Source organism: Achromobacter xylosoxidans A8, from assembly GCF_000165835.1.
GTDB lineage: Bacteria > Pseudomonadota > Gammaproteobacteria > Burkholderiales > Burkholderiaceae_B > Achromobacter > Achromobacter xylosoxidans_B.
In genome coordinates, this window is sequence record NC_014640.1 from 4,523,861 (window position 1) to 4,545,650 (window position 21,790).

Genomic DNA, 21,790 nt, shown 5'->3' on the forward strand with positions numbered 1-21,790 from the left:
ATTGCGGAAGTCTTGCTGGCGATTGCGGAAGTTTCGGCGCTTCAGCGGCCGGGCGCGACGCTGCTGGGCAGCACGCCGTAGCGGCGCAGGAATGCCTTGGTGAAGTGCGAATCGGTGTAGCCGCAGGCATAGGCCGCCTCGGATACCGTATAGGCGCCTTCGGCCAGCAGGACGTGGGCCTGCTCCATGCGCCTCTCGCGCACATAGGCGTAGACGCTCTGGCCGAACAGCTTGCGAAAGCCGGTGGTGAGCTTGTTGACGTTGACGCCTGCGCGCCGCGCCAGTTCAGGCAAGGACGGCGGATCCTGCAGGTTCGCGGCGACCAGGTCGCGCGCATGATGCAGGCGTTCCACGTCCGCCCGCGTAAGGCCGCGCGCATGCGCATCCAGCTCCGCAGGTTGCAGCGCGCCCAAGGCGAGCGCGGTCAGTTCCAACGCCTTGGCCGACAGGTACATGCGCTTGAGCGCGCCCTGCACCGGGCAGGCCAGCATCTGATGGCCTAGGGCCTCCAGCTTGCGGTCCGCCCGCATATTGGTTTCGGCGTAAGCGCCGTCGGCCCCCGGCGCGCGCAACAGGGCAGCCAATTGGGCCGGGTCCATGCAGAAGGCGTCGCGCAGATGATCCAGGCCCGTGCGCAAGGACACGAAGCGCAAGGACTGGTGGGCGCCGAATTCATGCTCCATGCCCATCGCGTCCTGGCAGACGCTCAGGTGCAAGGCGGGGCCGCTCACGCGGGTAGGCGCCGTGCCGCGCACGCTATAGCGCAGATCCCCATCCAGCACGAGCACCAGCTTCAGTCCAGGATCCAGGCGCTCCTGCACCCGCTCGTCGCGGCCAAAGCGCAGCGTGCCGCCGGCCAGCGACATGGCGGGCGTGGCGGCCGACAGGGTCCAATCAGGTTCGGGTGAGGCGACGGTCAAAGTAGCGGCTCCGCGGCGAGCAGCGCTGTTGATGAGATTGAATATTATTACCGTTTGACCCGAACGGAAAGCCGCCCGCCTGGCGGGCAGCGCGATTTATTGTTGCCGGCGCTGCTCCAGCTCCTTCAGACACTGCGCCACGCCGGCCTGCATCTGCGCATTCGACACGGCGGCGCGATCCGATACCTCGCGGCAACGCACGTACTCGGCCTGGCTTTCCGGCGTATCGCGGATGACCGCGGGCGCGGCGCCTGGCTCGGGCGTGACCGTCATGCGCAGCGTGGAAGGCGGCGAGAGGCTGCCGTCCTTGGAGCGCACGCTGGGGTACTGGTATTCCTGCGTGGCTGGAGGCGCGTTCTGCGCTTGCGCGGCGCCCGCTGCGCACAGGGCGGCCAGCAGGAAAGCGGATATGTGGAGTTTCTTCATGGCGACCTCTCTTCAATGAGCTGGCGTCCAGGGAGCGGACCGCGACCGCTGGACAGGCCGCACTATCGTATCCCCGGGCGCCCATGCACAGCGTGCCAAGACGCTACACAATCCGCCACAGTTGTTTCCCGGGGTTTCTCCCGCAGGCCGGCCTACTTCTTCGGGGCGGACTGACGCAAGGGGGCCAGCAATGAAGACAGCCCGTTGTGGTCCAGCTCGTGCATCAGGGCCAGCAGGCGCCCCAGCTCGCCCGGCGGAAAGCCCTTGCGCGCGAACCAGGCCAGGTACGGGCCGGGCAAGTCGGCGATGAGGCGCCCCTGGTACTTGCCGAAGGGCATGGTGCGCGTGACCAGCAGCGATAGCAGTTCGGGATCCATGGAGATCACCGCCCCGCCCTGGCGGCGAAAACGATATCCACCGCGGGCACGGCGGCGATCTTCACGCCGAAACTGGCAATGGACGACAAGGTCGCATTGTGATGCGCGCGGATCTGCGCGCCCGGCGCGTGTGGCTTGTCCTGGGTGGTATGGGCGTCCGCCGCCAGCGTGACGGGAAAGCCCAGCGCGGCCGCGCGGCGCACGGTCGTGTCCACGCAGAACTCGCTGGCATAGCCGCACACCACCAGCTCCGTCGCGCCGGCTTGCGCCAGCACATCGGCCAATTCGGTGCGCAGGAAGGAATCGGGCGTGGTCTTGCGCACGCGGACGTCGCCATCCGCCGGTTGCAGCCGCAAGTCCAGCTGCCAGCCCGGCAGGCCGTGGTCCATGGCGCTGCCGGGACTTTCGTGCTGCACATAGATGACGGGCGCGCCAGCCTCGCGGGCGCGCGCGGCCAGCGCATTGATGCGGGCCAGCACGGCCTCGGCATCGGCCGGCGCGGGAGAGGCCTCGAACAGCGCGCGCTGCACGTCTATCACGATCAAAGCGGACGTCATGTATTTCTCAAAGAGGTCGGGAATCAGCGTTGCGGCAGACTGGGCGGCAGCGCCGCGACATGGCGCAGCTTATCAGGGTTGCGCACGATGTAGATGGCGGTGATCCTGCCGTCGCGCACCTCCAGCGTGGTGGACCGGGGCAGACCGTCCAGCTCGGTCGCCAGTACGCCCGGCATGCCGTTCAGCTGCGTCACCACGGCCTCCAGGAACTGGCCGCTGGGCTTGGACGACAGGCCGGCGAAGAAGCGCGCGATCTTGTCGCTGCCCAGGATGGGCCTGAACACAGCCAGCTTCTTGCCGCCGCCGTCGGCATGCAGCACCGCGTCCTCTGCCAGCAGGCTGCGCAACGCGTCCACGTCGCCCGCCCGCGACGCCTGCCAGAAGGCATCGGCGATGCGCGCGCCCTCCTGCTCCGTCACCGCGAACCGCGGACGCGCATCACGCACGCGGCTGCGCGCCCGCGCGGCCAACTGGCGGCAGGCGGCCTCGTTGCGGCCCAGCGTCGCCGCGATCTCGGCGAACGGCATGTCGAACACGTCGTGCAGCAGAAAAGCGGCCCGCTCGAGCGCCGACAGCCGCTCCAGCGCCAGCATCAGCGCCACCGACAGATCGTGCGCGATTTCCCCCGCCCCCGGCGCCTGATAGCTGGCGGCGTCGGGCAAGGGTTCCGGCAGCCATGGTCCGACGTATTCCTCGCGCCGCGCGCGCGCCGACTTCAGCTGGTCCAGGCACAGACGCGTGACCGTGCGCGACAGGAAGGCGCGCGGCGTTTCGACCTGACCGCGGTCCGCGTCGCGCCAGCGCAGCCAGGCGTCCTGCACGACGTCCTCGGCCTCTGCCCATGAACCCAGCATGCGATAGGCCAGGCCCTGCAGATGCCTGCGATGGGGCTCGAAGTCGGCAACGGCATCGGAAATGGCGGATGCGCTCATGGAGCCAGGGCCTCAGTGCTTGGGATGCTGCGAGCGGAACCCCACGGCGATGCGGTTCCAGCTGTTGATCATGTTGATGGCGACCGTCAGGTTGACCTGCTCTTCCTCATTGAAATGCCTGGCCATTTCGGCGTAGTCGGCGTCCGGCGCGCCGGTCTCGGGCAACCGGGTCAGCGCTTCCGTCCACGCCAGTGCGGCGCGCTCGCGTTCGCTGTACAGCGAAGACTCGCGCCAGGCGTCCAGCAGGTACAGGCGCATTTCGGTTTCGCCCTGCTTGCGGGCATCGGTCGAGTGCATGTACAGGCAGTAGGCGCAGCCGTTGATCTGCGAAGCGCGCATCTTCACCAGTTCAAGCAGGCTGTGTTCCAGGCCGCAGTTCTCGACGAAGTCGTTCAGGGCGATCATCGCCTTCATGGCCTTGGGCGAGGCGGTGTAGGCGTTCAGGCGGGCAGTGCTCATGGGTCTTTCTCCAGCAAGGTCGGCATGCGCCGCGGAATGCAGCGCCATCACCCCCCTAGGACGAGATAGCCTGGCAGGATGTGACATCGTCCATCGGGAAATTTGTAAATCCGGCCTAGAAATCCAGCCGCCCGCGCAACTCCCCGAACGGCACCATCACATGCTCGCGATAGGCGGGACGGGCCTGCAGGCGCTCGTACCAGGCTTGCAGATGGGGCATGGGCGGATGCGGGATATCCAGTTCGAAATAGCGGTAGAGCGTGGTGCCGGCCGGGATGTCCGCCAGTCCCAGGGACTCGCCGCACAGATAGGGCCGGTCCGCCAGCGCGCGGTCCAGCTGCCGCAGGCAGGCGTGCGTGGCCGCGACGGCGCGCTCGATGGCCGCCGTGTCGCGCTGGGCCTCCGGCGTGCGGTAATAGCCCCAGAACACGCCCGTCAGGAAAGCCGGCTGCAAGGCGGTCTGGGCCCAGTCCATCCAGCCGTCGGCGCCCGCCCGCTGCGCCGGGTCGTCCGCCCAGAACCGGCCAGCGCCGTCGCGCGCGGCCAGATAGCGCAGGATGGCATGGGACTCCCACACCACCGTGGCGCCGTCGCGCAACAGCGGCACCTTACCGTGCGGGTTCATGGCGCGAAATTCGGGCGTGTCCAGCAAGCCGAACTGGCCGCCGGCCAGCACGTGCTCGTATTCCAGGCCCAGCTCGCCCGCCAGCCACAGCACCTTTTGCACATTGAACGAACTGCGGCGTCCCCAGATGGTCAGCATGGCGGTGGCCCTCAGTCGGCGTGCACGATGCGCGGCTCGCAGCGCACCGGGAAGTTGACCGAGTTGGCGATGAAGCAGAAGTGATGCGCGCGCTCGTGCAGCTCGGCCGCCAGCGCCGCGTCGTCGCCGGCGCGGATGGTCACTTCGGGCCGCAGGGTGACGGCGCTGAAGGCGCCGCCGCGCTCGCGGTCCTCGACCATGACGCCTTCGGCTTCATCGCGGTAAGCCTGCACCGTCACCCCTTCAACCGCGCAGAAGTGCAGGTACCACAGCTTGTGGCAGGCCGACAGGGACGCCACCAGCATGTCCTCGGGATTCCAGCGCGCGGGATCGCCGCGGAAGGCCGGGTCGGACGAGCCCGGCACATCGGGCTTGCCCGCCGCGCGGATCAGGTGGTCGCGGGAATAGGCGGCGTAGCTGGAGGTGCCCGTACCGGTGTTGCCGGTCCAGTCGACGGTGACGTTGTAACGGTGTTCGCCTTTCATCGGAATCGTCCTATTCAAGGGAGAAGGCCCAGGCCGGCGCGCCCGGAAAACAGCCTAGCGTAGCGCATGCGCGGCCGCGCCAGGCCCGCGCGCTTTACATCCCGTTTCAGCACCGCCCCGTTACTATCCGTATCGTGACCGGTCTGCCAAACAGGAGCTCGCCATGATGAAAACCACCCTGACCTGCGCCCTGACGCTAGCCCTGCTCGCCGGCTGCGCGCCTTCCCGGCCCGGCTCCGGCGGGTCCGTGCCCGTCGACAGCCACACCGCCCGCGATTCGCTGGACTGGGCCGGCAGCTACGAAGGCACCCTGCCTTGCGCAGACTGCCCGGGCATCCGCACCCGGCTGACCCTGGAGCAGGACGGCCGCTACGAAAGACAGACCCAGTACCTGGACCGCCAGCCGCAGCCCGAGGTCGTAACCGGGACATTCAGCTGGGAATCCGACGGCAGCACCATCCGGCTCGACGCGTCCGGCGATAGCCAGCGCTATTTCGTCGGCGAAAACCAGGTAACCATGCTGTACCGCGACGGCACCCGCCCGACCGGCCCGCTGGCCCCGCATTACGTCCTGCGCCGCGCCCAGTAACGCATCGCGCAACGCGGGCGCTTGCGGCTATGCTTGCCGCATCGTCCGCGCCCGTGCGCGCGATCCCCATGCCCAAGGAAATCATGAAGACCGATCACGAGCTGCTCTCCGCCTTCGCCCCCACCGGCACGCTGCGCGCGTCCATCAACCTGGGCAATCCCATCCTGGCCAACGCAGACCCCGTCACCGGCCAGGCCGGCGGCGTGTCGGTGGACCTGGCCACTGAACTGGCGCGGCGCCTGGACGTGGGGCTTGAACTGGTGGTGTTCAAGTCGGCCGGCGAATCCGTCAACGCCGTGGCCGCCGAACAGGCCGACGTGGGCTTCTTCGCCATCGACCCGCTGCGCGGCGCCCAGATCGCTTTCACCGCACCCTACGTGGTCATCGAAGGCGCCTACCTGGTGCGCCAGGACTCGCCCATCGCCAGCATGGAGGAAGTGGACCGCAAGGGCCAGCGCGTGGTGGTCGGCAAGGGCAGCGCCTACGACCTGTACCTGACGCGCGAGCTCAAGCAGGCGGAGATCTTCCGCGCGCCGACCTCGCCGGCCGTCGTCGACACCTTCTTGCAGGAAAACATGGAAGTCGCCGCAGGCGTGAAACAGCAGCTTGAAGCCGACGCACAGCGCCTGGGCGGCCTGCGCCTGCTGGACGGCCATTTCATGCTGATCCGCCAGGCCATGGGCGTGCCCAAGAGCCGCGGCGACAAGGCCAGCGCCTACCTGGCCGCCTTCGTCGAAGCCATGAAGAAATCGGGCTTCGTCGCCGAAGCCCTGGCCCGCCACAAAATCCAGGGCGCCGCGGTGGCGCCGCTGGAAGCCTGAACCGGCGGGCATACGTGCGGTAAGAACAAGGCCCCGCACAAGCAGGGCCTTTGCACGCTGGCGGCACGTTCTCAGTGGCTGATCATCCAGGGCCTGGCGCCCGCGAATGATTTTGCCCCGTCCGACGTGGTACGCGTCTTGCCGCCCGTCTTGCCGCCGGAACAACATCCGCAATTCATGCCGTGGCCGGACCGCGAGCTGCGCGGCTCGTGCGCGCTGCGCTCGTTGACGGCGCGCGCCCGGTTCACCGCGGACGACAACGCCGAAATCGCCGGCGCTCCGCCCACGATGCGGCCGCACATCGCGCCGCATTGCGGGCAGGCGGCGGGATCGCGCCACCGGGCCAGCGGCACCAGCGCCGCGAACTCGCCGCAATCGCCGCAGGCATAGTCATACATGGGCATGGCGGCTTCTCCTAGCGGTCGCGCGACAGCGGCATGTCCACGCCACCCTGGATGTGCTTGACGGGGCCGGACGCCGAGGGCTGGATGTCGAAATCGAATATCTCCGTCGGCAGCCACAGCGTGGCGCAGGAATTGGGTATGTCCACCACCCCGCTGATATGCCCCTGCACCGGCGCGCAGCCCAGCAGCGAATACGCCTGGGCGCCCGAATAGCCGAACTTCTTCAGGTATTCGATGGCGTTCAGGCAAGCCTGCCGGTACGCGACGTTCACATCCAGATAGTGCTGCTTGCCGGATTCATCCACCGAAATCCCTTCGAAGATCAGGAAGTCCTTGTAGGCCGGCGTGATCGGGCTGGGCTTGAAGATCGGGTTCTTGATGGCGTACTTCTCCATGCCGCCCTTGATCAGCGACACGCGCATGTGCACCCAGCCCGCCATTTCAATGGCGCCGCAGAAGGTGATCTCGCCGTCGCCCTGCGAGAAATGCAGGTCGCCTACTGACAGGCCGCCGCCCTGCACATAGACCGGAAAAAACACCCGCGCGCCGCGCGACAGATCCTTGATGTCGCAGTTGCCGCCGTGTTCGCGCGGCGGCACGGTGCGCGCGCCCTCGCCCGCCGCCTTGTCGCGGTCGGCGCCCTGCATGGCGCCCATGTGCGCCGTCTTCGGCGCGGGCGGATTGGCCAGCGGCGGAACGCGGTTGGGATTGGTGTCGATCAGCGCCTGCTCGCGCCGGTTCCAGGTGTCCAGCAGCTTCTTGTCGGGCAGGCAGCCGATCAGCCCGGGATGGATCAGCCCGGCGAAGTTCACGCCGGGAATATGGCGCGACGAAGTGAACATGCCATGGAAATCCCAGATGGATTTCTGCGCATGCGGAAAATGCTCGGTCAGGAAACCGCCGCCATTATTGCGGCTGAAAAAGCCATTGAAACCCCACAGGCTGTCCGGCTTCGCGCCGATGTCCAGCAGGTCCACCACCAGCAAGTCGCCGGGCTCGGCCCCTTCCACGCCCACCGGCCCCGAAAGAAAGTGCACCGTGGACAGGTCCACGTCGCGGACGTCGTCGGCGCTGTCATCGTTCTTGATCGCGCCGCCGGTCCAGTCATAGGTTTCCAGCACGAAGTCGTCCCCCGGCTTGACCCACACGGCCATCGGAATATCCGGATGCCAGCGATTGTGGATCTGCGCGTTCTCGTAGGGGGATTGGGCCAGGTCGACCTTGATGAGGGTGTCGGTCATTCTCTTTCATCTCCAACGTAACGTGTTGATAAAACAGAAATTTCTATCTTCGACCGTTTAACACGAAGGCGCATGGCAGCGCTTGCGGGTCGTTGATATGTGAAGCACAGTAGGCGAGTTTTGGAACGCCGTAAACTGGGTTTCCGACCAGTAGCCCAGGGATGGTTCAAGGCGAAGGATGGCTGCGGGCGCCGCACCATTGCACGGTCGGTTTCGTCGATGAATAATTGGTGCTCCCAGCACCGCGAATTGGAGTACCAATGAGCCTCGTCGAGCCCCCGAAAGAAGGGACTGCTGCCCCTTTCAGCAGCTTGGCCCAATTGGATGAACCCTACCGCTACCAGCTTCTGGTGGAGGGCGTCCTTGACTATGCGATTTTCCTGCTCGACGCCAATGGCTTCATTGCAAGCTGGAATGCCGGCGCGCAGCGCTTCAAAGGCTACGAAGCCGCCGAAATCATCGGGCAGCATTTCTCGCGCTTCTACACCGATGAAGATCGCGCCGCAGGCGTCCCGCAGCGGGCCTTGGCCATCGCGTCGAGCGAAGGCAGATTCGAGGCCGAGGGCTGGCGAGTCCGCAAGGGCGGCTCGCGATTCTGGGCCAGCGTGGTCATAGACCCCATACGGGACGGTTCGGGCAAGCTCATCGGTTTCGCCAAGGTCACGCGCGACATCACTGAAAAGCGGCACAGCCAGCTCGAGTTGCAGGCGACCCAGCTGGCTCTGCATCGGGCCCAGCGCATGGAAGCGCTGGGGCGCGTGACTGGCGGCCTAGCCCACGATTTCAACAATTTCATCTCGGTCATCGACGGGGCCGCGGAGTTGCTGCGCAACCCCGAACTCGCGCCTGAAAAGCGCGTCAAGTACCTCAATGCCATTGCAGATACGGCGCAGCGGGCGACCCACCTGACCCAGCAAATGCTGGCGTATGCGCGCCGCCAGCCTCTCGAACCCTCCCAGGTAGACGTCGGTCTATGCATCGAAGGGATGAAGCCGATTTTCCAGGCAACACTTGGAGCAGCAGTCCGGGTGCAGTACCAGCTCCCTGATGATCCCTGCCTCATTTGCGCCGACGTCAGCCAGCTGGAAAACGCCTTGTTGAATCTGGTGGTCAATGCCGCCGACGCCATGCCTTTCGGCGGCAATGTAAGAATTGCAGTCAGCTGCGTGGACTCGCGCCCGGATGAACAGGGAGGCCTCGCCGCCGGGCCGTTTGTCGCCGTCAGCGTTTCGGACGATGGCGAAGGCATCGCGCCGGAAATTCTGGACCACATCTTTGAACCCTTCTTCACCACCAAGCCGGAAGGCAAAGGAACGGGCTTGGGCTTGAGCCAGGTTTTCGGCTACGTCTCGCAAACAGGCGGTCACGTCGATGTGGCCAGTTCCGCCCAAGAGGGTACGACATTCACCCTCTACTTCCCCAAGGCCTCCCCCGGGCAGGGGGCCGCACAATGATGGTATTTCGGCCCGCCTGCTTCCTTAGTAGCTGAGGCACAGCACTGTTTCCAATTCACGGATCAACTCATCCGCAGCCCATGGTTTCAGGATGAACTTCGTCGCTGGCGGAAGATCACCCGCTGTGGGGTAATGACGGCCGGACGTGAGAAGCACGGCAATTTCGGGTGATTGACTGCGTATTCGCGCCGCCATCTCGAGGCCATCCATGGAGCCCGGCATCTCGATGTCCGTAATGACCGCGCGTATGTCGGGACGCTCCCCGAGCCGCTCCAGCGCCTCGTCGGCATTGCCCGCCTCGCAGACGGCATAACCCTCCCCGGCCAATATCTCGGCCAGTATCCATCTGGCGGTCTCGTTGTCATCGACAACGAGAACAGCCTTCCGCCCAGCGCAGATTTTGGCATCCGTCATATGTCCCAACCTGAATGGTGGAGCCGGTGGATTTTCGAGGCCTTAACGGCATGCGGGAGTCAGCAAGCGTCATGCCTGTCTACAAAGGGCCGATCGCATCGGCTCCTGTCCCGATTTTCCCAGCAGTTATGATGCTGCCCATTCTGTCGCACTATCAAGGTATCTCCGCATGGCCGCCCTTAACCGCCGTACTCTTGCCGTCCTGCTCATCTGCACCGCCAGCGCCAGCGCGCCCGCAGTCGCGGAAGACTGCATCGCGCAGATCGAGGCGGAGCAGGCGCGCATCGACCGCGCGCAGGACGTGCAGCGCACGCGCGAGGCTTCCAACGACCTGCAATTGAATCGCGAACTGTGCCAGGGCCGGCTGGACCTGCTGGATGCCCGCTACGCCCTGGTCGACGACTTCGAGGCTTGCCGCCGCCAAGGGGTGGAGTTTCCGGCAAGGATGGCGCGCGCGCTGAGCGACGCGTCCGACGAATTGGCGGACAAGAAGGCCGCGTGGATCAGAACCTGCGGCCTCCAGATGAAGGACTGAATGAGGGATGGAGCGGTCCGCCTGGCGGCGGGCGCGCGTCTCACGCGGCCTGCTTGTCGGCGCTTTTCGGGAAGAAAATCGCGCGGCTCGGGTCGAAGCCGTAGCGCTGCTCGAACTCGGTTGCGTCCGCGGCCAGCGCCAACACCGAATCCAGGATGAAATCGGCCTTCTCGTCCGCCAGCAGCACGCTGAAGTTCAGCCGGATGAAGCCCGGCTTTTCCATTTCCCGGCCGTCCAGGATGGCCTGGCGCATCTGCAGCGATTCATCCGCGCCGATATCCAGCAAACGATGCACGTAAGGACCCGCGCAAGCGCAGCCGCCGCGCGCCTGGATGCCGAAGCGGTCGCTCAGCATGCGCGTCACCAGTTGCTGATGCACGAAGCCGCCGCGGCCATTGCGCACCCGGAACGAAAAGATCGGCAAGCGTGCCGCCGTCAGCGAACCCAGCAGTTCCAGTTGCGCCGCGCCCTGCCATCTGGCCAGCGCGCGTTGCACGAAGTGTTGATTGCGCTGGCGCATGAAGTCCGCGCCCAGCGCTTCCTTCACCAGCAGCACCAGGGCGGCACGGATATCGCCCACCACATTGGGCGTGCCCGCTTCCTCGCGCGCTTCCAGGCTGCCGCTGTAGTCATGGCCCACGGGCGAAACGAAGCGGACCGTGCCGCCACCGGGCCAGGTGGGCGTGGTGTCCAGCACCGCGTCGCGGCGCACGATCAGCACGCCAGACGCGCCCGGGCCGCCGATGAACTTGTGCGGCGAGAAAACAATCGCGTCGATCGCCGCATCGGCGGCGGGCGTCATCCGGATCGGCAGATAGGGCGCGCCGCCGGCATAGTCCCACAGCATCTTGGCGCCCGCAGCGTTGACGCGCCGGGTCACTTCCGCCACATCCGCCACGATGCCCGTCACGTTCGAAGCCGCCGACAGCGCGCAAACCACCAGCGCGCCCTCCCCGGCTTGCAGCGCCGCATCCAGCTGCGCCAGGTCGGGGCCGCCTTCAGGGCTTTCCGCCAGCTCGACGATTTCCGCGCCGCATTCGCGCCACGGCAGGATGTTGGAATGATGTTCGTAGGGGCCAATGATGACGCGCACCTTGCGGCCCGCGGCGATGGCCTCGCGCACGCCGAACAGATGCACCAGCCGATTGATCCCCGCCGTCGCGCCCGAGCCCGCAAAAATCACCGCGTGCTCATCGCCCGCACAGCAGCAGCGCGCAATCGCCGCGCGCGCCTCGCGGCGCAGGCGGGTAATGAAGCCGCCGCAATAAGACGCCTCGGTATGCGAGTTGGCGTAGTACGGCAGCACCTGCTCCAGAACGAAGCGCTCGACCTGCATTAGCGCCCGGCCGGACGCAACGTAATCCGCATAGACCAGTGGCTTGACGCCATAGGGACCGTCGACCACCGCATCCTTGCCGATCAGCCCATCGGCCAGCGCCGCGGCGACGTCGTCCGCCTTCAGGCTTTCTTGAAATTGCTGCAACGGGGTAGCCGGGGCGGAGGCGGTTTTGGTGATCGTATTCATGTCGAGGATATTCCTGGGAACGTCGGAATATCATACGATGGGGTGAAATTTAAAACCTCACCTAATTTTTGCCTGAATTCATGAAAATTGGGTAATTTGATCTTTTATATGGAAAAAATAGACAAGTTTGATCTGAATATCATCTCCTGCCTGCAAAAGGACGGCGCGCTGTCGCAACGCGAGCTGGCCGATCGCGTCGGCCTGTCCCAAAACGCCTGCTGGCGCCGGCTGCAGCGTCTGAACGCCTGCGGCATCATTCGCGGCACCCGGGCCGAGGTCAACCTGGTCGAACTGGGGCTGGACCTGACGGTCTTCGTAATGATCCGCACCAGCCACCACGCCAAGGCCTGGGCCGATGGTTTCCGGCAACACGTGGGGCGCCTGCCCGAAGTGACCGAGTTCTATCGCATCGGCGGAGATTGGGACTACCTCATCAAGGTGGTCTGCCGCGGCATGGCCGGGTACGACCGCTTCTACCAGAAGCTGATCACGGATTTCGAGCTGTCGACGGTGACGGGGTTCTTCAGCATGGAGGCCATCATCGAGAACCGGCCGCCGGATCTGGGAGGGCTGGAGGGCTAAGACCAGCGGCCAGGCACCGCGTCATGTGCGATCCACGCGGACATGACAAAACCGTGATGCCGGGACGATCAGATTTGTAATTTCAGCGACCGCGGATTGTCGGGCAACGGCCTTCACACTGGCCCTGCCTATCCGCCAGAAGACATGTTTTCCGTGGCTTCCGGTCGGTATGACGCATATCGATCTTCCCTGCTCACGGAGTCCACAATGAAAAAGCTATACGTCGCGGCGGCCGCCACGGCACTGTCCGGCGCCGCCTATGCGCAGTCCTCTTCCGTCACGCTCTATGGCCTTATCGATACCGGCATCGGCTACGCCAACGTCGACGGCACCTACACCGATCCCGCCACCGGCAGCCGCACCCGCGTCGACAGCAGCCGCATCGGATCCACCACCGGCACCACCGCGGGTTCGCGCTGGGGCCTGCGCGGCAAGGAAGACCTGGGCGACGGCCTGTATGCGCTGTTCCAGCTGGAGTCCGGCTACGACAGCCGCAACGGCAACTCGCTGCAAAGCGGCCGCCTCTTCGGCCGCGAAGCCACGGTGGGCCTGGGCAGCGCCGACTGGGGCGAGGTCCGCCTGGGCCGGCAGTACAACGTCGCCGCGCGCTACTTCACCGGCATGTTCGGCTCATCGTTCGGCGGCGGCTTCAATCAATTGAACACCGGCGCCGGCCTGGGCTTCAGCTCGGCCTACTTCGTGCGCTACGACAACCTGATCGTCTATGAAACCCCGTCGATGGCCGGCTTCAAGGGCGCCGTCGGCTACGCCTTCAACGCCGACGACCGCCGCCTCGCCCAGACCGGTTTCGCCACCGCCGACAACACTCGCGCCATCACCGCCGGCCTGCGCTACGACAACGGCCCCGTCATGGGCTTTGCCACCTACGACCAGCTCAACGCCTCGAACAAGCTGAGCCAGAGCCAGACCGATGCCACGCCGCGTTCCTACATCATCGGCGGCTCCTACGACTTTGAAGTCGTCAAGGTGGCCCTGGCCTACAACCGCATGACCGACGGCTGGTTCGCCGGCAAGGGCTTCCCCAACGGCGGCAGCATCGGCGGATTTACCGGTACGCCGTCCTACGCCTTCGTCAAGGGCTTCCGCTCCAATGCCTACATGCTGGCGCTGGCCGCCCCGGTCGGCAAATCCGGCGGCGCCTTCGCATCGTGGCAACGCGCCGACGCCAACAACAAGCAGCTCACGGGCGGTGACGCCACCAGCAACACCTACAGCCTGGGCTACAACTACAACCTGTCCAAGCGCACCGATCTGTATGCGGTGGCCTCCTACACCACCAACTGGGCCTTCCTGGACAACGCCAAGGCGACCGAGGTGAATATGGGCATCCGCCATCGGTTCTAGCGCCAGCTTTCATAAAACGCTGCAAGCAGGAAATCCCTTGATCGAGCCCTCCTCCGCGAAGGGAAGGCCTGATGATCGCCGCGCGCCTTTCGGGTGCGCGATTTTTTTTCCTGGTATCGCGCGGCGCATGGCGACCCGACGCATGGCGACCGCCGTTCAAGAACTTGTGCGCGTCACAACGGGCCTTCCGTCAGCAGGTAGCTGCCGCCCCGTATCGTATGCAGCAGCTTGGGACCCGAACCCGCATCGACCTTCTTGCGCAGCCGGCGCATCGCGACCGCAACGGCATGGGACTTGAAATTGCGCTTGTCGTGGACATGCAGCTTCATTTTCCAGACCTGCTCGGCAAGCTCCCAACCCACACACACCACCCCGGGCCGCTGCATCAGGAAAGCCAGCAAGCCGAACTCCTTGGGCGTCAGCGGCAGGAACTGCCGGTTGCGATAGGCGCGGCAACGCAACAAGTCCAGCTCCAGGTCGGCAAGCTGCAACCTGGGACTGGACTCGGGGGGATTGATGACGGAGGAGTCAGCCACGCCGGGCTCTCCCGCCGCGTCGGCCGGCTATCAGCGCAGCGCGTTCTGGCGCTGCACTTCGGCTTGATACTCCGGCCCCGAACGCAGGCGGAAGTACTCAGTGAATGCGGCCTTGTACTCCGGGCTGTAAATGTCCGGCGTCTCCTCGCCACGCCAGAACCGGTCCACGCCCGCGCGCTTCCAGAGCGCCAGGTCGGCCAGCACTTCGGCACGCGTCAATGACGGACCGTAGGGATTGGCCAGGCCGGCGGGAGGCGACGCAGGCTGCGCCAGCGCCGCGCCGGTAGCGGCGGCCGACAGCGCCAGGATCAATGCGGCTTTGCGGATCATCTGCATGCTTAATTCCTATATATCGTGGAGGGGACTGCACGATCAAATTCTAGGAAGGCGATGCAGACAGAAAGCGGATAGCGGGATTACGTTTTTGAAATGCTGAGCCATACGGACGCGGCTGCGCGCTCTGCCATGGCTACCAAGCCAGGCCCTGCTCCGCAAGCCCGAGGCGCCGGGGCCTCAAGAACACATAGCAATGCTGGAACCCGTCCGCCACGACGTGCCGCGCACCCGTCATCCCGGCGATGCCGGGCTCAAATGTCTTGTAGACCTGAAACCCCTTGGCCTGCTCGACCTTGAAGCTCAGACGATCGGGCTTGTCGTTATAGCCGAGCACCAGCATCCCATCGCCCGTCAGGACGCGATGGCATTCAAACATCAATTGATTGAATGCCTCCTCGGTATCCAGGCCAAAACCGATCAACCCATTGGCAAACACCACATCAAAACTGTGGGGTGGATAGTGAGAGGACAGCTCTGTCGCCGAGCCCACCACGTGCCTGTTGGGCTGGCCGTAGGCCGCATTGCGCGGATTCAGGTCGATTGAATAGAAGTCAAGACTCAACAGCTGGTCGTAATGCCAGTTGTGCTTATCCAGACCGATGAAAAGGCACCTGGCCACGGGAGCCGCCGCGCCGCGCCGGAAATGTTCATTGACGTAGTCAAAGACCTCTTGCTCCATGAACATCCGGCTAGGCACCCGTAGCTGGAAATTGGCGCCCAACCTTCTTAAGAGAGCCGGAGAAACCCGGAAAATAGCGCGCTTCAGGGCGTAGGTTATTTTCTTGACGAACTTCATGAGCCCCAAAAACCTCAGAAAGAACTTAATAGCGTCGAGCACGCTAGTGGCCTTGCCGCTGAGCGTCAGCCGAAGTTTCAAATTCTATGTTTTGGCGGAGGTTTTCTATCCAGAGTTTTTCTGAATTGGTATTTACTTTTTTTGTAGCGACGACAGGCCTCAACGCCGGTTTTTGGGGCGGAACCGTCGTGAGAAATAAATAAGATTGGAGGCAGGCATCACCGCGCGATCGTCCCGATCCGGCAACGTAGCTTGCGCTACCGCTAGGCGTGATCAGGCTGCATGCATGCAACCACATGCACGCAGCTCTCTATTCCCTGCAGTCCTGACCGCGCGCCAGCTCAAGCCGCAGCAGCAATATCCATCTCTCCGGCGACATGCCCCATGCGCCGTGGCCGCAGGAATACATAGCAATGCTGAAACCCGTCCGCCACGACGTGGCGCGCCCCTGTCATACCCGCTATGCCAGGCTCGAAGGTCTTGAAGACTTGATAACCCGGGGCCTGCTCAATATTGAAGTTCAGGCGGTCGGGCTTGTCGTTGTAGCCGAGCACTAGCATTCCATCGCTGGCCAATACGCGATGGCATTCAAACATCAATTGGTTGAACGCTTCCTCGGTATCCAGGCCAAACCCGATAAGCCCATTGGCGATCACCACATCGAAGCTGTTCGGCCGATAGTAGGAAGACAGTTCGGTTGCCGAACCCACCACGTGCCTGTTGGGCTGGCCATAGGCCGCATTGCGCGGATTCAGATCTATTGAATAGAAGTCCGGATCCAGCAGCCGGTCGTAGTGCCAGTTGTGCTTATCCAAACCGATGAAGCAGGTCACGCCGTGTCCGTACAAAACCATGGAGATGGCCGCGTCCCAAGGGAAAGAGTCCTGGCCGGGCTGCTCGATAGGCAGCAGTCTGATGAATCAATTTGCCGGCGCTGTCCCAGTGCGTCGCCCCGTTGCGCTGCCCTGGGATAGGAATCCTGCGTCGTAGCCGCTCAGGAGGGAGCCTGAAGCTACGCTTCTTCTATTGATAGCTAATGGCTGGCCAGGGCGATTCTTAATGTCTTGGGTTTGTTTTTTGAATTTTTTTCGCCCCAAAAACTCCCCCGGCAATCCCCCGCAAAAGCGATGATGTGGATTCAGACGGTCAGTGCAGCATTGCGTCCAGTACTTCAGCCGGGGGCTTGAACCTCAACATTTTTCCGGGGCGAGAGTTTAGCTTGGCGGCAACTGAATCAAGCTCGCCGGCCAAGGACGTTGAGTCATCGGGCGTTACCTACTTCGCCGTGGGTTGATCCGGGAAATGGAAGATCTCGGTGTAAAGCGGCTCGCTCCAATAATTCAGCCTCGCGCTCAGTTCGCCGCGCGCGCCCTTGTAGTCTTCAAGCAAGCCCGGGTAGGTAAGGAAAGTCTTGTCCGACTCGCCGTAGAAGCGGTCGAAAAAGCGCGACATCAGCGCCGTTCCGTCCTCGTCCTTCAACGCATACTCGATGATCGTCACTGGCTTATAGGTATCTGTAGCGGACCTGGCTCCATATCCGGCGCTGAGTCGCAAGATAAGCTGCATGTAACCCGCGGTGGGCTCCATATCCTTGGACACGCTCGCTGCCAGATTGTCGCCGCCCGAAGGGCGCGTCACCTTTGTGACCTTCACTCCCCGGCCCTCCTTGGCAATCAAGTCGGCGACATTGCGCGCGAACATCTGGTTGATGCTCTCATCGGGAAAGTTCTCGGCAACCAGTTTGGAGAATTCCTCGGAGCGACGTTCCGCACGCGCCTTGAAGTCCAGTTTGTGCGCCGCGTCCGCCGTCATGCCCATCAAGAGACCTACCGGGCCAAGAATGCCGAGCACGTTAGCCGCTTGGGATCCGCCAAGATCCATGACCACGAATTGATCGTCGTGATAGAAGATTTCCACCGGTTTGCCGGACTGGATGAGGGCCTGATTGGCCTGTTTATCCAATTGGTATTTGGGCGTCGGCTGCTTGACTGCGCATCCGCTCAGGAAAATAAGAACAACGGAAAGCAACTTCTTCATGTTTCAACTCGCAAAAGACAGCCTAAGTCCTGGCGTTGAAGCATCCCCGTGGCTATACGCGAACTCCCGACTCGCGTTCATCCGGATGCCGCCCCAGAGGACTCTTGCCATTTGGCTTTTAAGTTTCACATTGAAACTAATTGTCCAATAATTTTGCCTTAAACGACAATAAATAACAATAGATGTCTTTTTGTAAATTAACAACAAAGCAAGTTATTGAAAGACGTTGAAGCAAGAAGCGAGAACGATCGCGTAATTGACGAAAAATTGAGCTTGTCAGAGGACCGAACGAAGCGAGGGCCGGCCGTCGAGCCAGCCGAGTAGGAAATCAATGTCGTTGTCCAGGCGCTCCCCCATGCCCGGATCAAGTCACCGTGGCACTCGGTGCGAGTTGAACACCCTCTTCCATGGGCTTAAGCGCCAGCGTCCGATAGCTGACCGACATCGAGGTCACGGAAATCAGAGTGGCGGCGAATGTCGCGATGGCGCTGTACAGGTAGTATCCGATGCTCGGCTCTCTCGGCATCTGCAGCACAAAGATCCGGGCCGCCTCCAACAGCAGCAACAGCGGCACCGGCAGCGCGGCCACGGCCAGCAGGCGCAACCGGTTGCCTCGCACCAGCGGCGCGATCCGCGATATTTCCATCTTGCCGGTCAGGGCGGCGTGCGGCAATGCCAGGAAGATGTAGCCCATGAAAAAACACGGCGCCAGCACCAGCAGCAGTACCAACACAACGCCGAGCCAATGTGAGCCGTCCGGCCCCTGCGCGAACAACATCACGATGTAGCACAACAGTGTCGCCACGAACATCAAGGCGGCACCCACGATCAGCACGATGAAATACATGCGCTCCGGCTTGCCCGCCACGACGCGCGCGGGCGGCGTCTCGCCCAGCAGAATGCATCGGTGCCAAGCCACCGCCGCCAATACCGGCGCGGCCGTGCTCACCACCCAGCCTGTCAATTCCAGCAGTTTGCTGTGCTCGACATACGCCATGTAATCCAGGTGCATGCCGAGTGCAATGCCTGCCAGCAGGATCAGGATCAACAGGGGCGACGCGCCGATCAACGGTCCGCCGTGGTCGCCCAGGTAATCGAAGGTTTGGCGGGCGACCCGCAGTATTGGTAGTTTTTGCCGCACAACGCACTCCGTGAATGCCCCGACTCTCTAGTTAGGCGTGGACCGTCGCCAGTCTGGCAGTCGATAGCCAAATCCAGATGACCCAAAAGGTCAGATCAAGACCGGCATATGGAAATGGCAGGGTAGGCACGTCAGCCCATGCTTCAGCCATCTACAGCGAAGACATGACCAAATCTCCGCTACCAAACTAACGGCAGACGCATGCGGTTCTTAACTTCCGTTGGCCGCACAAGCCTTCGTGGGAGTGAGTTCAATGAGTCGGCTGGCGCTGTCTACGCCGTCCACGCCTAGGTCTTCGACGATTACTTTGCGATCCCGAACATATATCTCGTAGTTCGCGCCAGCTATCGGCGTGAAATAGCCTGCGTCACGCGTTTCGCGCATATAAATGGAGACGCCCGGCGAATGATACTTACCACCGACCTGACCATATATGGTCAAGGGAATGCCGGCCTTTATGATGAATTCATCGAAGACAGCATCGCCACGCTTTGAAGTGGGAGCCATGCCAACGCTGCGACTGCCCTGATAATGGCTCCGCTGCATGGTCTCCAACCCTTCCCCATGTCCCAACAGGCCAGGACTGGTGTAGCAGGTACGATCAAAATCCAGACGAATTCGATCGGCGGTGTAGACAAAAACACGGACGCGTGAGTTTTGGGTCGCGTCGTAGCTATTGAGAATATTAGGATTTGTTGCTGAGCAACCTGAGAGCCCACCTGATATCACTAATACAGAGACCAATATTCGAAACACAAAATTTGACACTTCACGAACCTCGGCACAAGATAAATTCTGATGCTTGCATCAAGCGAAGACTACAGTTTCAGCTGAAGAAACCCAGCCCGACGCCCTGCTAATTGATAGATTATTTCCCGAATGCATCACGAGGTTCCGCGAAACGCAGCAGGCCAGTCTTATGACATTGGTAGGGATACTTCTCGATGCACCGCTGCACCATGGAGCGCGCCAGCTTGTTCGCGACATCCGCTGCGATCCGCTGTCCCTCGGCGTTCGGCCCACGGTTTGAAAAGTCGCGCAGCGAGATCCCATACGTATCTTCTGCCATGCCCCGGTACTCGCCCGACTCCGCGTCATACAGACGAATACCCACCGATACGCTGGCAGGATACTGCTGAGAACCCTCAAATGCGTTCGGCTGGCTCACCGCGACTACATACTTGACGCCTGCGGTCAGTGCATCCTCTTTCATCGTTTCCGGCCTGGCCGTCTTGAGGTCGAATTTGCGCAACTTTAATATTGCCTTGACACCCGCCGCATCCATGGCAGCTGGCAGTTCGGCATTCAACGCGTTGCATACTGATTCGGCAGCGTAGGTCGCAGGATAGGCTGTTCTGGCACCTATGAAACCGACACTCGCGATCTTCTTTTTGAAATCGCAATCGGTGATGTATATCAGCACCGGACTGATCATCTCGCGAGGTTCCGGGTTCGTTGCCAAGGCTGCCGGCGGCGAGCCCATGATGAAGGAGCAGCCTGCGGAAGCGAATAGCGAGGCGAGTGTCAATATAAATCTACAGAAAAGCATAGTCTTCTAATTCTCTGATTTCTAAGAAATCTACCTAAAAGAGCTTCCGACTGGAATCAGCCATCATCCCTGGCCATTTACACATTCACTCGTCATCAGCTGATTGATGCCTCTATGTCAGACTGAGCTGACCCGGATTTCTCGGACAGTTTGGTTAAGACACGGAGGCCTCGACCTGGGCAGGGGTTCGATAACCTAGCCCCTGGTGGATTCGCTGGCGGTTATAGAAGACCTCAATGTAGTTAAAGATCGCCAGCCGCGCATGCTCCCTGCTGTGGAAGACCTTGTGATGCGTTAATTCGTTCTTTAAGTTGCTGAAGAAGCTCTCTGCGACGGCATTGTCGTAGGGATCCCCCTTGGCGCTCATGCTGATGATGATGCCGTGGTCCTTAAGCATGCCTCGGTACTCTGCCGAACTGTACTGCGCACCGCGATCGCTGTGGTGCAACAGTCCAGGATCGGGACGGCGCCGGGCTAGGGCCATTTGAAGTGTATGGATCAACAACCTGCGGTCGGCCTTCTCGGCCATGCTCCAGCCGATCACCGACCGAGAGTAGAGATCCAGCAGTACGGCCAGATATAGCCAGCCTGTCCGTGTTGGTACAACCGTTATGTCGCCCACCCAGACTTTATTGGGACATTGCACGGTGAACTGACGTTGCAGGCGGTTCGGGGCTGGCCCCAGCAGCGAATGCTTCTCCAGCCGACGAAACCGCTGCTTGCGCAGCGCCTCGATGCCGGCTTGGCGTCGCAGTCTTGCGACGCGATGCTTGCCGCACGCCACGCCGTTGGCGTTAAGCGCGCGCCAGGTCTTTTCCGCGCCATACGCTTGCCGGCAGGTCTGATGGGTCTGCTCGATGGCCGCGAGCAGCTTGACGTCCTCTTGCTGCCTTGCCGAGGGTTCACGACGTTGCCAGTCGTAATACCCGCTGCGGCTGACGTGCAAGGCCCGGCATAACCGAGCGACCCGGAACTGCTGCTGATGAGCCTGCACAAAGGCGTACCTCACGGCAGTTCCCGCGCAAAGTACGCTGCCGCTTTTTTTAAGATATCGCGCTCTTCGGTGACCTCGGCCAACTGACGCTTGAGGCGCTGAATCTCGGTCTGCTCGTCGGTGCGAGCCTTGCCTTTACCGGGAAATGAGACGTCTGGGCCGTGTGTCGCCAGCTCTTTCTTCCATCGGTAAATAATCGACCGCTTCACGCCCAGCATCAGCGATAGTTGCGTGCCGCTGACCTTGCCTTCCTCCAGTTGTCTGACCGCCTCGATCTTGAACTCCCGACTGTGATACTGGCGTTTGGCTTCAAGCGGCTTGCCTTCGGGTTTGGATTTATCCATGGGACACCTCCTTCAAGTATTGTCTACTTCTTCGGGTGTCCGGAAAACCCGGGTTAGCTCAGACTAGATTTAGATAACCAGAAAATCTAGCCTGATATCTTATTTAGACACCTTATTTATGTAGTCTGACTACCTTATTTATGGAAGCCGTCATTGCGATCAATTTTAGCCAGCACGAGAACTTCTCCCGTTTTCCGTGATTTTCTAC

Annotated in this window: 27 protein-coding genes and 1 pseudogene; 6 read left to right on the top strand and 22 right to left on the bottom strand. The window is 62.4% G+C overall.

From position 1 onward, the window contains the following. Nucleotides 1-41: 41 nt before the first annotated feature. The 8 genes from AXYL_RS20965 to AXYL_RS21000 all read right to left on the bottom strand — a co-directional run bounded on the left by AXYL_RS20965 (nt 42) and on the right by AXYL_RS21000 (nt 4,919). Complete coding sequence (locus tag AXYL_RS20965) at nt 42-920, bottom strand: helix-turn-helix transcriptional regulator (protein WP_013394863.1); 879 nt, start codon at nt 918-920, stop codon at nt 42-44. A gap of 96 nt (nt 921-1,016) precedes the next feature. Then, on the bottom strand, nt 1,017-1,346 hold the full coding sequence (locus AXYL_RS20970; protein WP_013394864.1) for a hypothetical protein: 330 nt from the start codon (nt 1,344-1,346) through the stop codon (nt 1,017-1,019). A 152-nt stretch (nt 1,347-1,498) separates the two neighbouring features. Beyond that, nucleotides 1,499-1,723, bottom strand: a complete 225-nt coding sequence (locus tag AXYL_RS20975) for a DUF3820 family protein (RefSeq protein WP_041655832.1) — start codon at nt 1,721-1,723, stop codon at nt 1,499-1,501. 5 nt (nt 1,724-1,728) lie between these two features. Next, nucleotides 1,729-2,280 carry a cysteine hydrolase family protein gene (locus AXYL_RS20980; protein ID WP_013394866.1) on the bottom strand — a complete coding sequence of 184 codons (552 nt, stop codon included), beginning with the start codon at nt 2,278-2,280 and terminating at the stop codon, nt 1,729-1,731. A gap of 23 nt (nt 2,281-2,303) precedes the next feature. Continuing rightward, a complete protein-coding gene (locus AXYL_RS20985) occupies nt 2,304-3,212 on the bottom strand; it encodes a sigma-70 family RNA polymerase sigma factor (RefSeq protein WP_013394867.1) in 909 nt (302 codons plus the stop codon). Between the two features lie 12 nt (nt 3,213-3,224). Then, on the bottom strand, nt 3,225-3,671 hold the full coding sequence (locus tag AXYL_RS20990) for a carboxymuconolactone decarboxylase family protein (protein ID WP_013394868.1): 447 nt from the start codon (nt 3,669-3,671) through the stop codon (nt 3,225-3,227). A 115-nt stretch (nt 3,672-3,786) separates the two neighbouring features. Beyond that, entirely contained in the window at nt 3,787-4,434 is a 648-nt protein-coding gene (locus AXYL_RS20995; protein WP_013394869.1) for a glutathione S-transferase family protein, read from the bottom strand. A gap of 11 nt (nt 4,435-4,445) precedes the next feature. Further along, complete coding sequence (locus AXYL_RS21000) at nt 4,446-4,919, bottom strand: OsmC family protein (RefSeq protein ID WP_013394870.1); 474 nt, start codon at nt 4,917-4,919, stop codon at nt 4,446-4,448. Between the two features lie 163 nt (nt 4,920-5,082). On the opposite strand from AXYL_RS21000, the gene AXYL_RS21005 reads away from it, so the two are divergent. Then, a complete protein-coding gene (locus AXYL_RS21005; RefSeq protein ID WP_013394871.1) occupies nt 5,083-5,508 on the top strand; it encodes a copper resistance protein NlpE in 426 nt (141 codons plus the stop codon). A gap of 83 nt (nt 5,509-5,591) precedes the next feature. Beyond that, nucleotides 5,592-6,329, top strand: a complete 738-nt coding sequence (locus AXYL_RS21010; protein WP_041655839.1) for an ABC transporter substrate-binding protein — start codon at nt 5,592-5,594, stop codon at nt 6,327-6,329. 71 nt (nt 6,330-6,400) lie between these two features. Here AXYL_RS21010 and AXYL_RS21015 read toward each other — a convergent pair whose 3' ends face one another. Together AXYL_RS21015 and fmdA are read right to left on the bottom strand one after the other, a co-directional pair. Then, nucleotides 6,401-6,733: a zinc ribbon domain-containing protein gene (locus AXYL_RS21015; RefSeq protein WP_013394873.1), complete on the bottom strand. Its 333-nt coding sequence runs from the start codon at nt 6,731-6,733 to the stop codon at nt 6,401-6,403. Nucleotides 6,734-6,744: 11 nt separating this feature from the next. Further along, nucleotides 6,745-7,974: a formamidase gene (fmdA, locus tag AXYL_RS21020; RefSeq protein ID WP_013394874.1), complete on the bottom strand. Its 1,230-nt coding sequence runs from the start codon at nt 7,972-7,974 to the stop codon at nt 6,745-6,747. 260 nt (nt 7,975-8,234) lie between these two features. On the opposite strand from fmdA, the gene AXYL_RS21025 reads away from it, so the two are divergent. After that, nucleotides 8,235-9,428: a two-component system sensor histidine kinase NtrB gene (locus tag AXYL_RS21025; protein WP_013394875.1), complete on the top strand. Its 1,194-nt coding sequence runs from the start codon at nt 8,235-8,237 to the stop codon at nt 9,426-9,428. Nucleotides 9,429-9,452: 24 nt separating this feature from the next. Here the strand turns inward: AXYL_RS21025 and AXYL_RS21030 are convergent, their stop codons facing one another. Beyond that, nucleotides 9,453-9,842 carry a response regulator gene (locus AXYL_RS21030; protein ID WP_013394876.1) on the bottom strand — a complete coding sequence of 130 codons (390 nt, stop codon included), beginning with the start codon at nt 9,840-9,842 and terminating at the stop codon, nt 9,453-9,455. Between the two features lie 169 nt (nt 9,843-10,011). Between AXYL_RS21030 and AXYL_RS21035 the strand changes: the two genes are divergently transcribed. Continuing rightward, nucleotides 10,012-10,377 (top strand): hypothetical protein, encoded by a 366-nt coding sequence (locus AXYL_RS21035; RefSeq protein WP_013394877.1) that lies wholly within the window; start codon nt 10,012-10,014, stop codon nt 10,375-10,377. A 40-nt stretch (nt 10,378-10,417) separates the two neighbouring features. On the opposite strand, the gene AXYL_RS21040 is transcribed toward AXYL_RS21035, so the two are convergent. Further along, nucleotides 10,418-11,902 (bottom strand): aminotransferase class V-fold PLP-dependent enzyme, encoded by a 1,485-nt coding sequence (locus tag AXYL_RS21040; protein ID WP_013394878.1) that lies wholly within the window; start codon nt 11,900-11,902, stop codon nt 10,418-10,420. A 108-nt stretch (nt 11,903-12,010) separates the two neighbouring features. On the opposite strand from AXYL_RS21040, the gene AXYL_RS21045 reads away from it, so the two are divergent. Both AXYL_RS21045 and AXYL_RS21050 read left to right on the top strand, forming a co-directional pair. Next, entirely contained in the window at nt 12,011-12,484 is a 474-nt protein-coding gene (locus AXYL_RS21045) for an Lrp/AsnC family transcriptional regulator (protein WP_013394879.1), read from the top strand. A gap of 207 nt (nt 12,485-12,691) precedes the next feature. Beyond that, nucleotides 12,692-13,849 carry a porin gene (locus AXYL_RS21050; protein ID WP_013394880.1) on the top strand — a complete coding sequence of 386 codons (1,158 nt, stop codon included), beginning with the start codon at nt 12,692-12,694 and terminating at the stop codon, nt 13,847-13,849. A 173-nt stretch (nt 13,850-14,022) separates the two neighbouring features. Here the strand turns inward: AXYL_RS21050 and AXYL_RS21055 are convergent, their stop codons facing one another. From AXYL_RS21055 to AXYL_RS21100, 10 genes and pseudogenes are all read right to left on the bottom strand, one after another. Next, the gene (locus AXYL_RS21055) at nt 14,023-14,385 is read right to left on the bottom strand and encodes a winged helix-turn-helix domain-containing protein (protein WP_013394881.1); all 363 of its coding nucleotides are present in this window, start codon (nt 14,383-14,385) and stop codon (nt 14,023-14,025) included. A gap of 30 nt (nt 14,386-14,415) precedes the next feature. Beyond that, nucleotides 14,416-14,721 (bottom strand): DUF4148 domain-containing protein, encoded by a 306-nt coding sequence (locus AXYL_RS21060; RefSeq protein WP_013394882.1) that lies wholly within the window; start codon nt 14,719-14,721, stop codon nt 14,416-14,418. Between the two features lie 133 nt (nt 14,722-14,854). Further along, nucleotides 14,855-15,517, bottom strand: a complete 663-nt coding sequence (locus AXYL_RS21065; RefSeq protein ID WP_013394883.1) for a class I SAM-dependent methyltransferase — start codon at nt 15,515-15,517, stop codon at nt 14,855-14,857. Nucleotides 15,518-15,858: 341 nt separating this feature from the next. After that, on the bottom strand, nt 15,859-16,350 hold the full coding sequence (locus tag AXYL_RS21070) for a methyltransferase domain-containing protein (RefSeq protein ID WP_063827958.1): 492 nt from the start codon (nt 16,348-16,350) through the stop codon (nt 15,859-15,861). A 442-nt stretch (nt 16,351-16,792) separates the two neighbouring features. Beyond that, nucleotides 16,793-17,554, bottom strand: coding sequence for a hypothetical protein (locus tag AXYL_RS21075; RefSeq protein WP_013394885.1), 762 nt, complete (start codon nt 17,552-17,554; stop codon nt 16,793-16,795). Between the two features lie 364 nt (nt 17,555-17,918). Beyond that, on the bottom strand, nt 17,919-18,695 hold the full coding sequence (locus tag AXYL_RS21080) for a hypothetical protein (RefSeq protein ID WP_013394886.1): 777 nt from the start codon (nt 18,693-18,695) through the stop codon (nt 17,919-17,921). A 210-nt stretch (nt 18,696-18,905) separates the two neighbouring features. Beyond that, nucleotides 18,906-19,463 (bottom strand): hypothetical protein, encoded by a 558-nt coding sequence (locus tag AXYL_RS34430; RefSeq protein WP_148260622.1) that lies wholly within the window; start codon nt 19,461-19,463, stop codon nt 18,906-18,908. Between the two features lie 100 nt (nt 19,464-19,563). Then, on the bottom strand, nt 19,564-20,130 hold the full coding sequence (locus tag AXYL_RS34920; RefSeq protein ID WP_013394888.1) for a hypothetical protein: 567 nt from the start codon (nt 20,128-20,130) through the stop codon (nt 19,564-19,566). Between the two features lie 268 nt (nt 20,131-20,398). Beyond that, nucleotides 20,399-21,259, bottom strand: a pseudogene (locus AXYL_RS21095) (IS3 family transposase); the annotation flags it as partial. Continuing rightward, nucleotides 21,250-21,582: a transposase gene (locus tag AXYL_RS21100; protein WP_013394409.1), complete on the bottom strand. Its 333-nt coding sequence runs from the start codon at nt 21,580-21,582 to the stop codon at nt 21,250-21,252. The gene AXYL_RS21100 and the pseudogene AXYL_RS21095, both read right to left, overlap by 10 nt. Nucleotides 21,583-21,790: the final 208 nt, after the last annotated feature.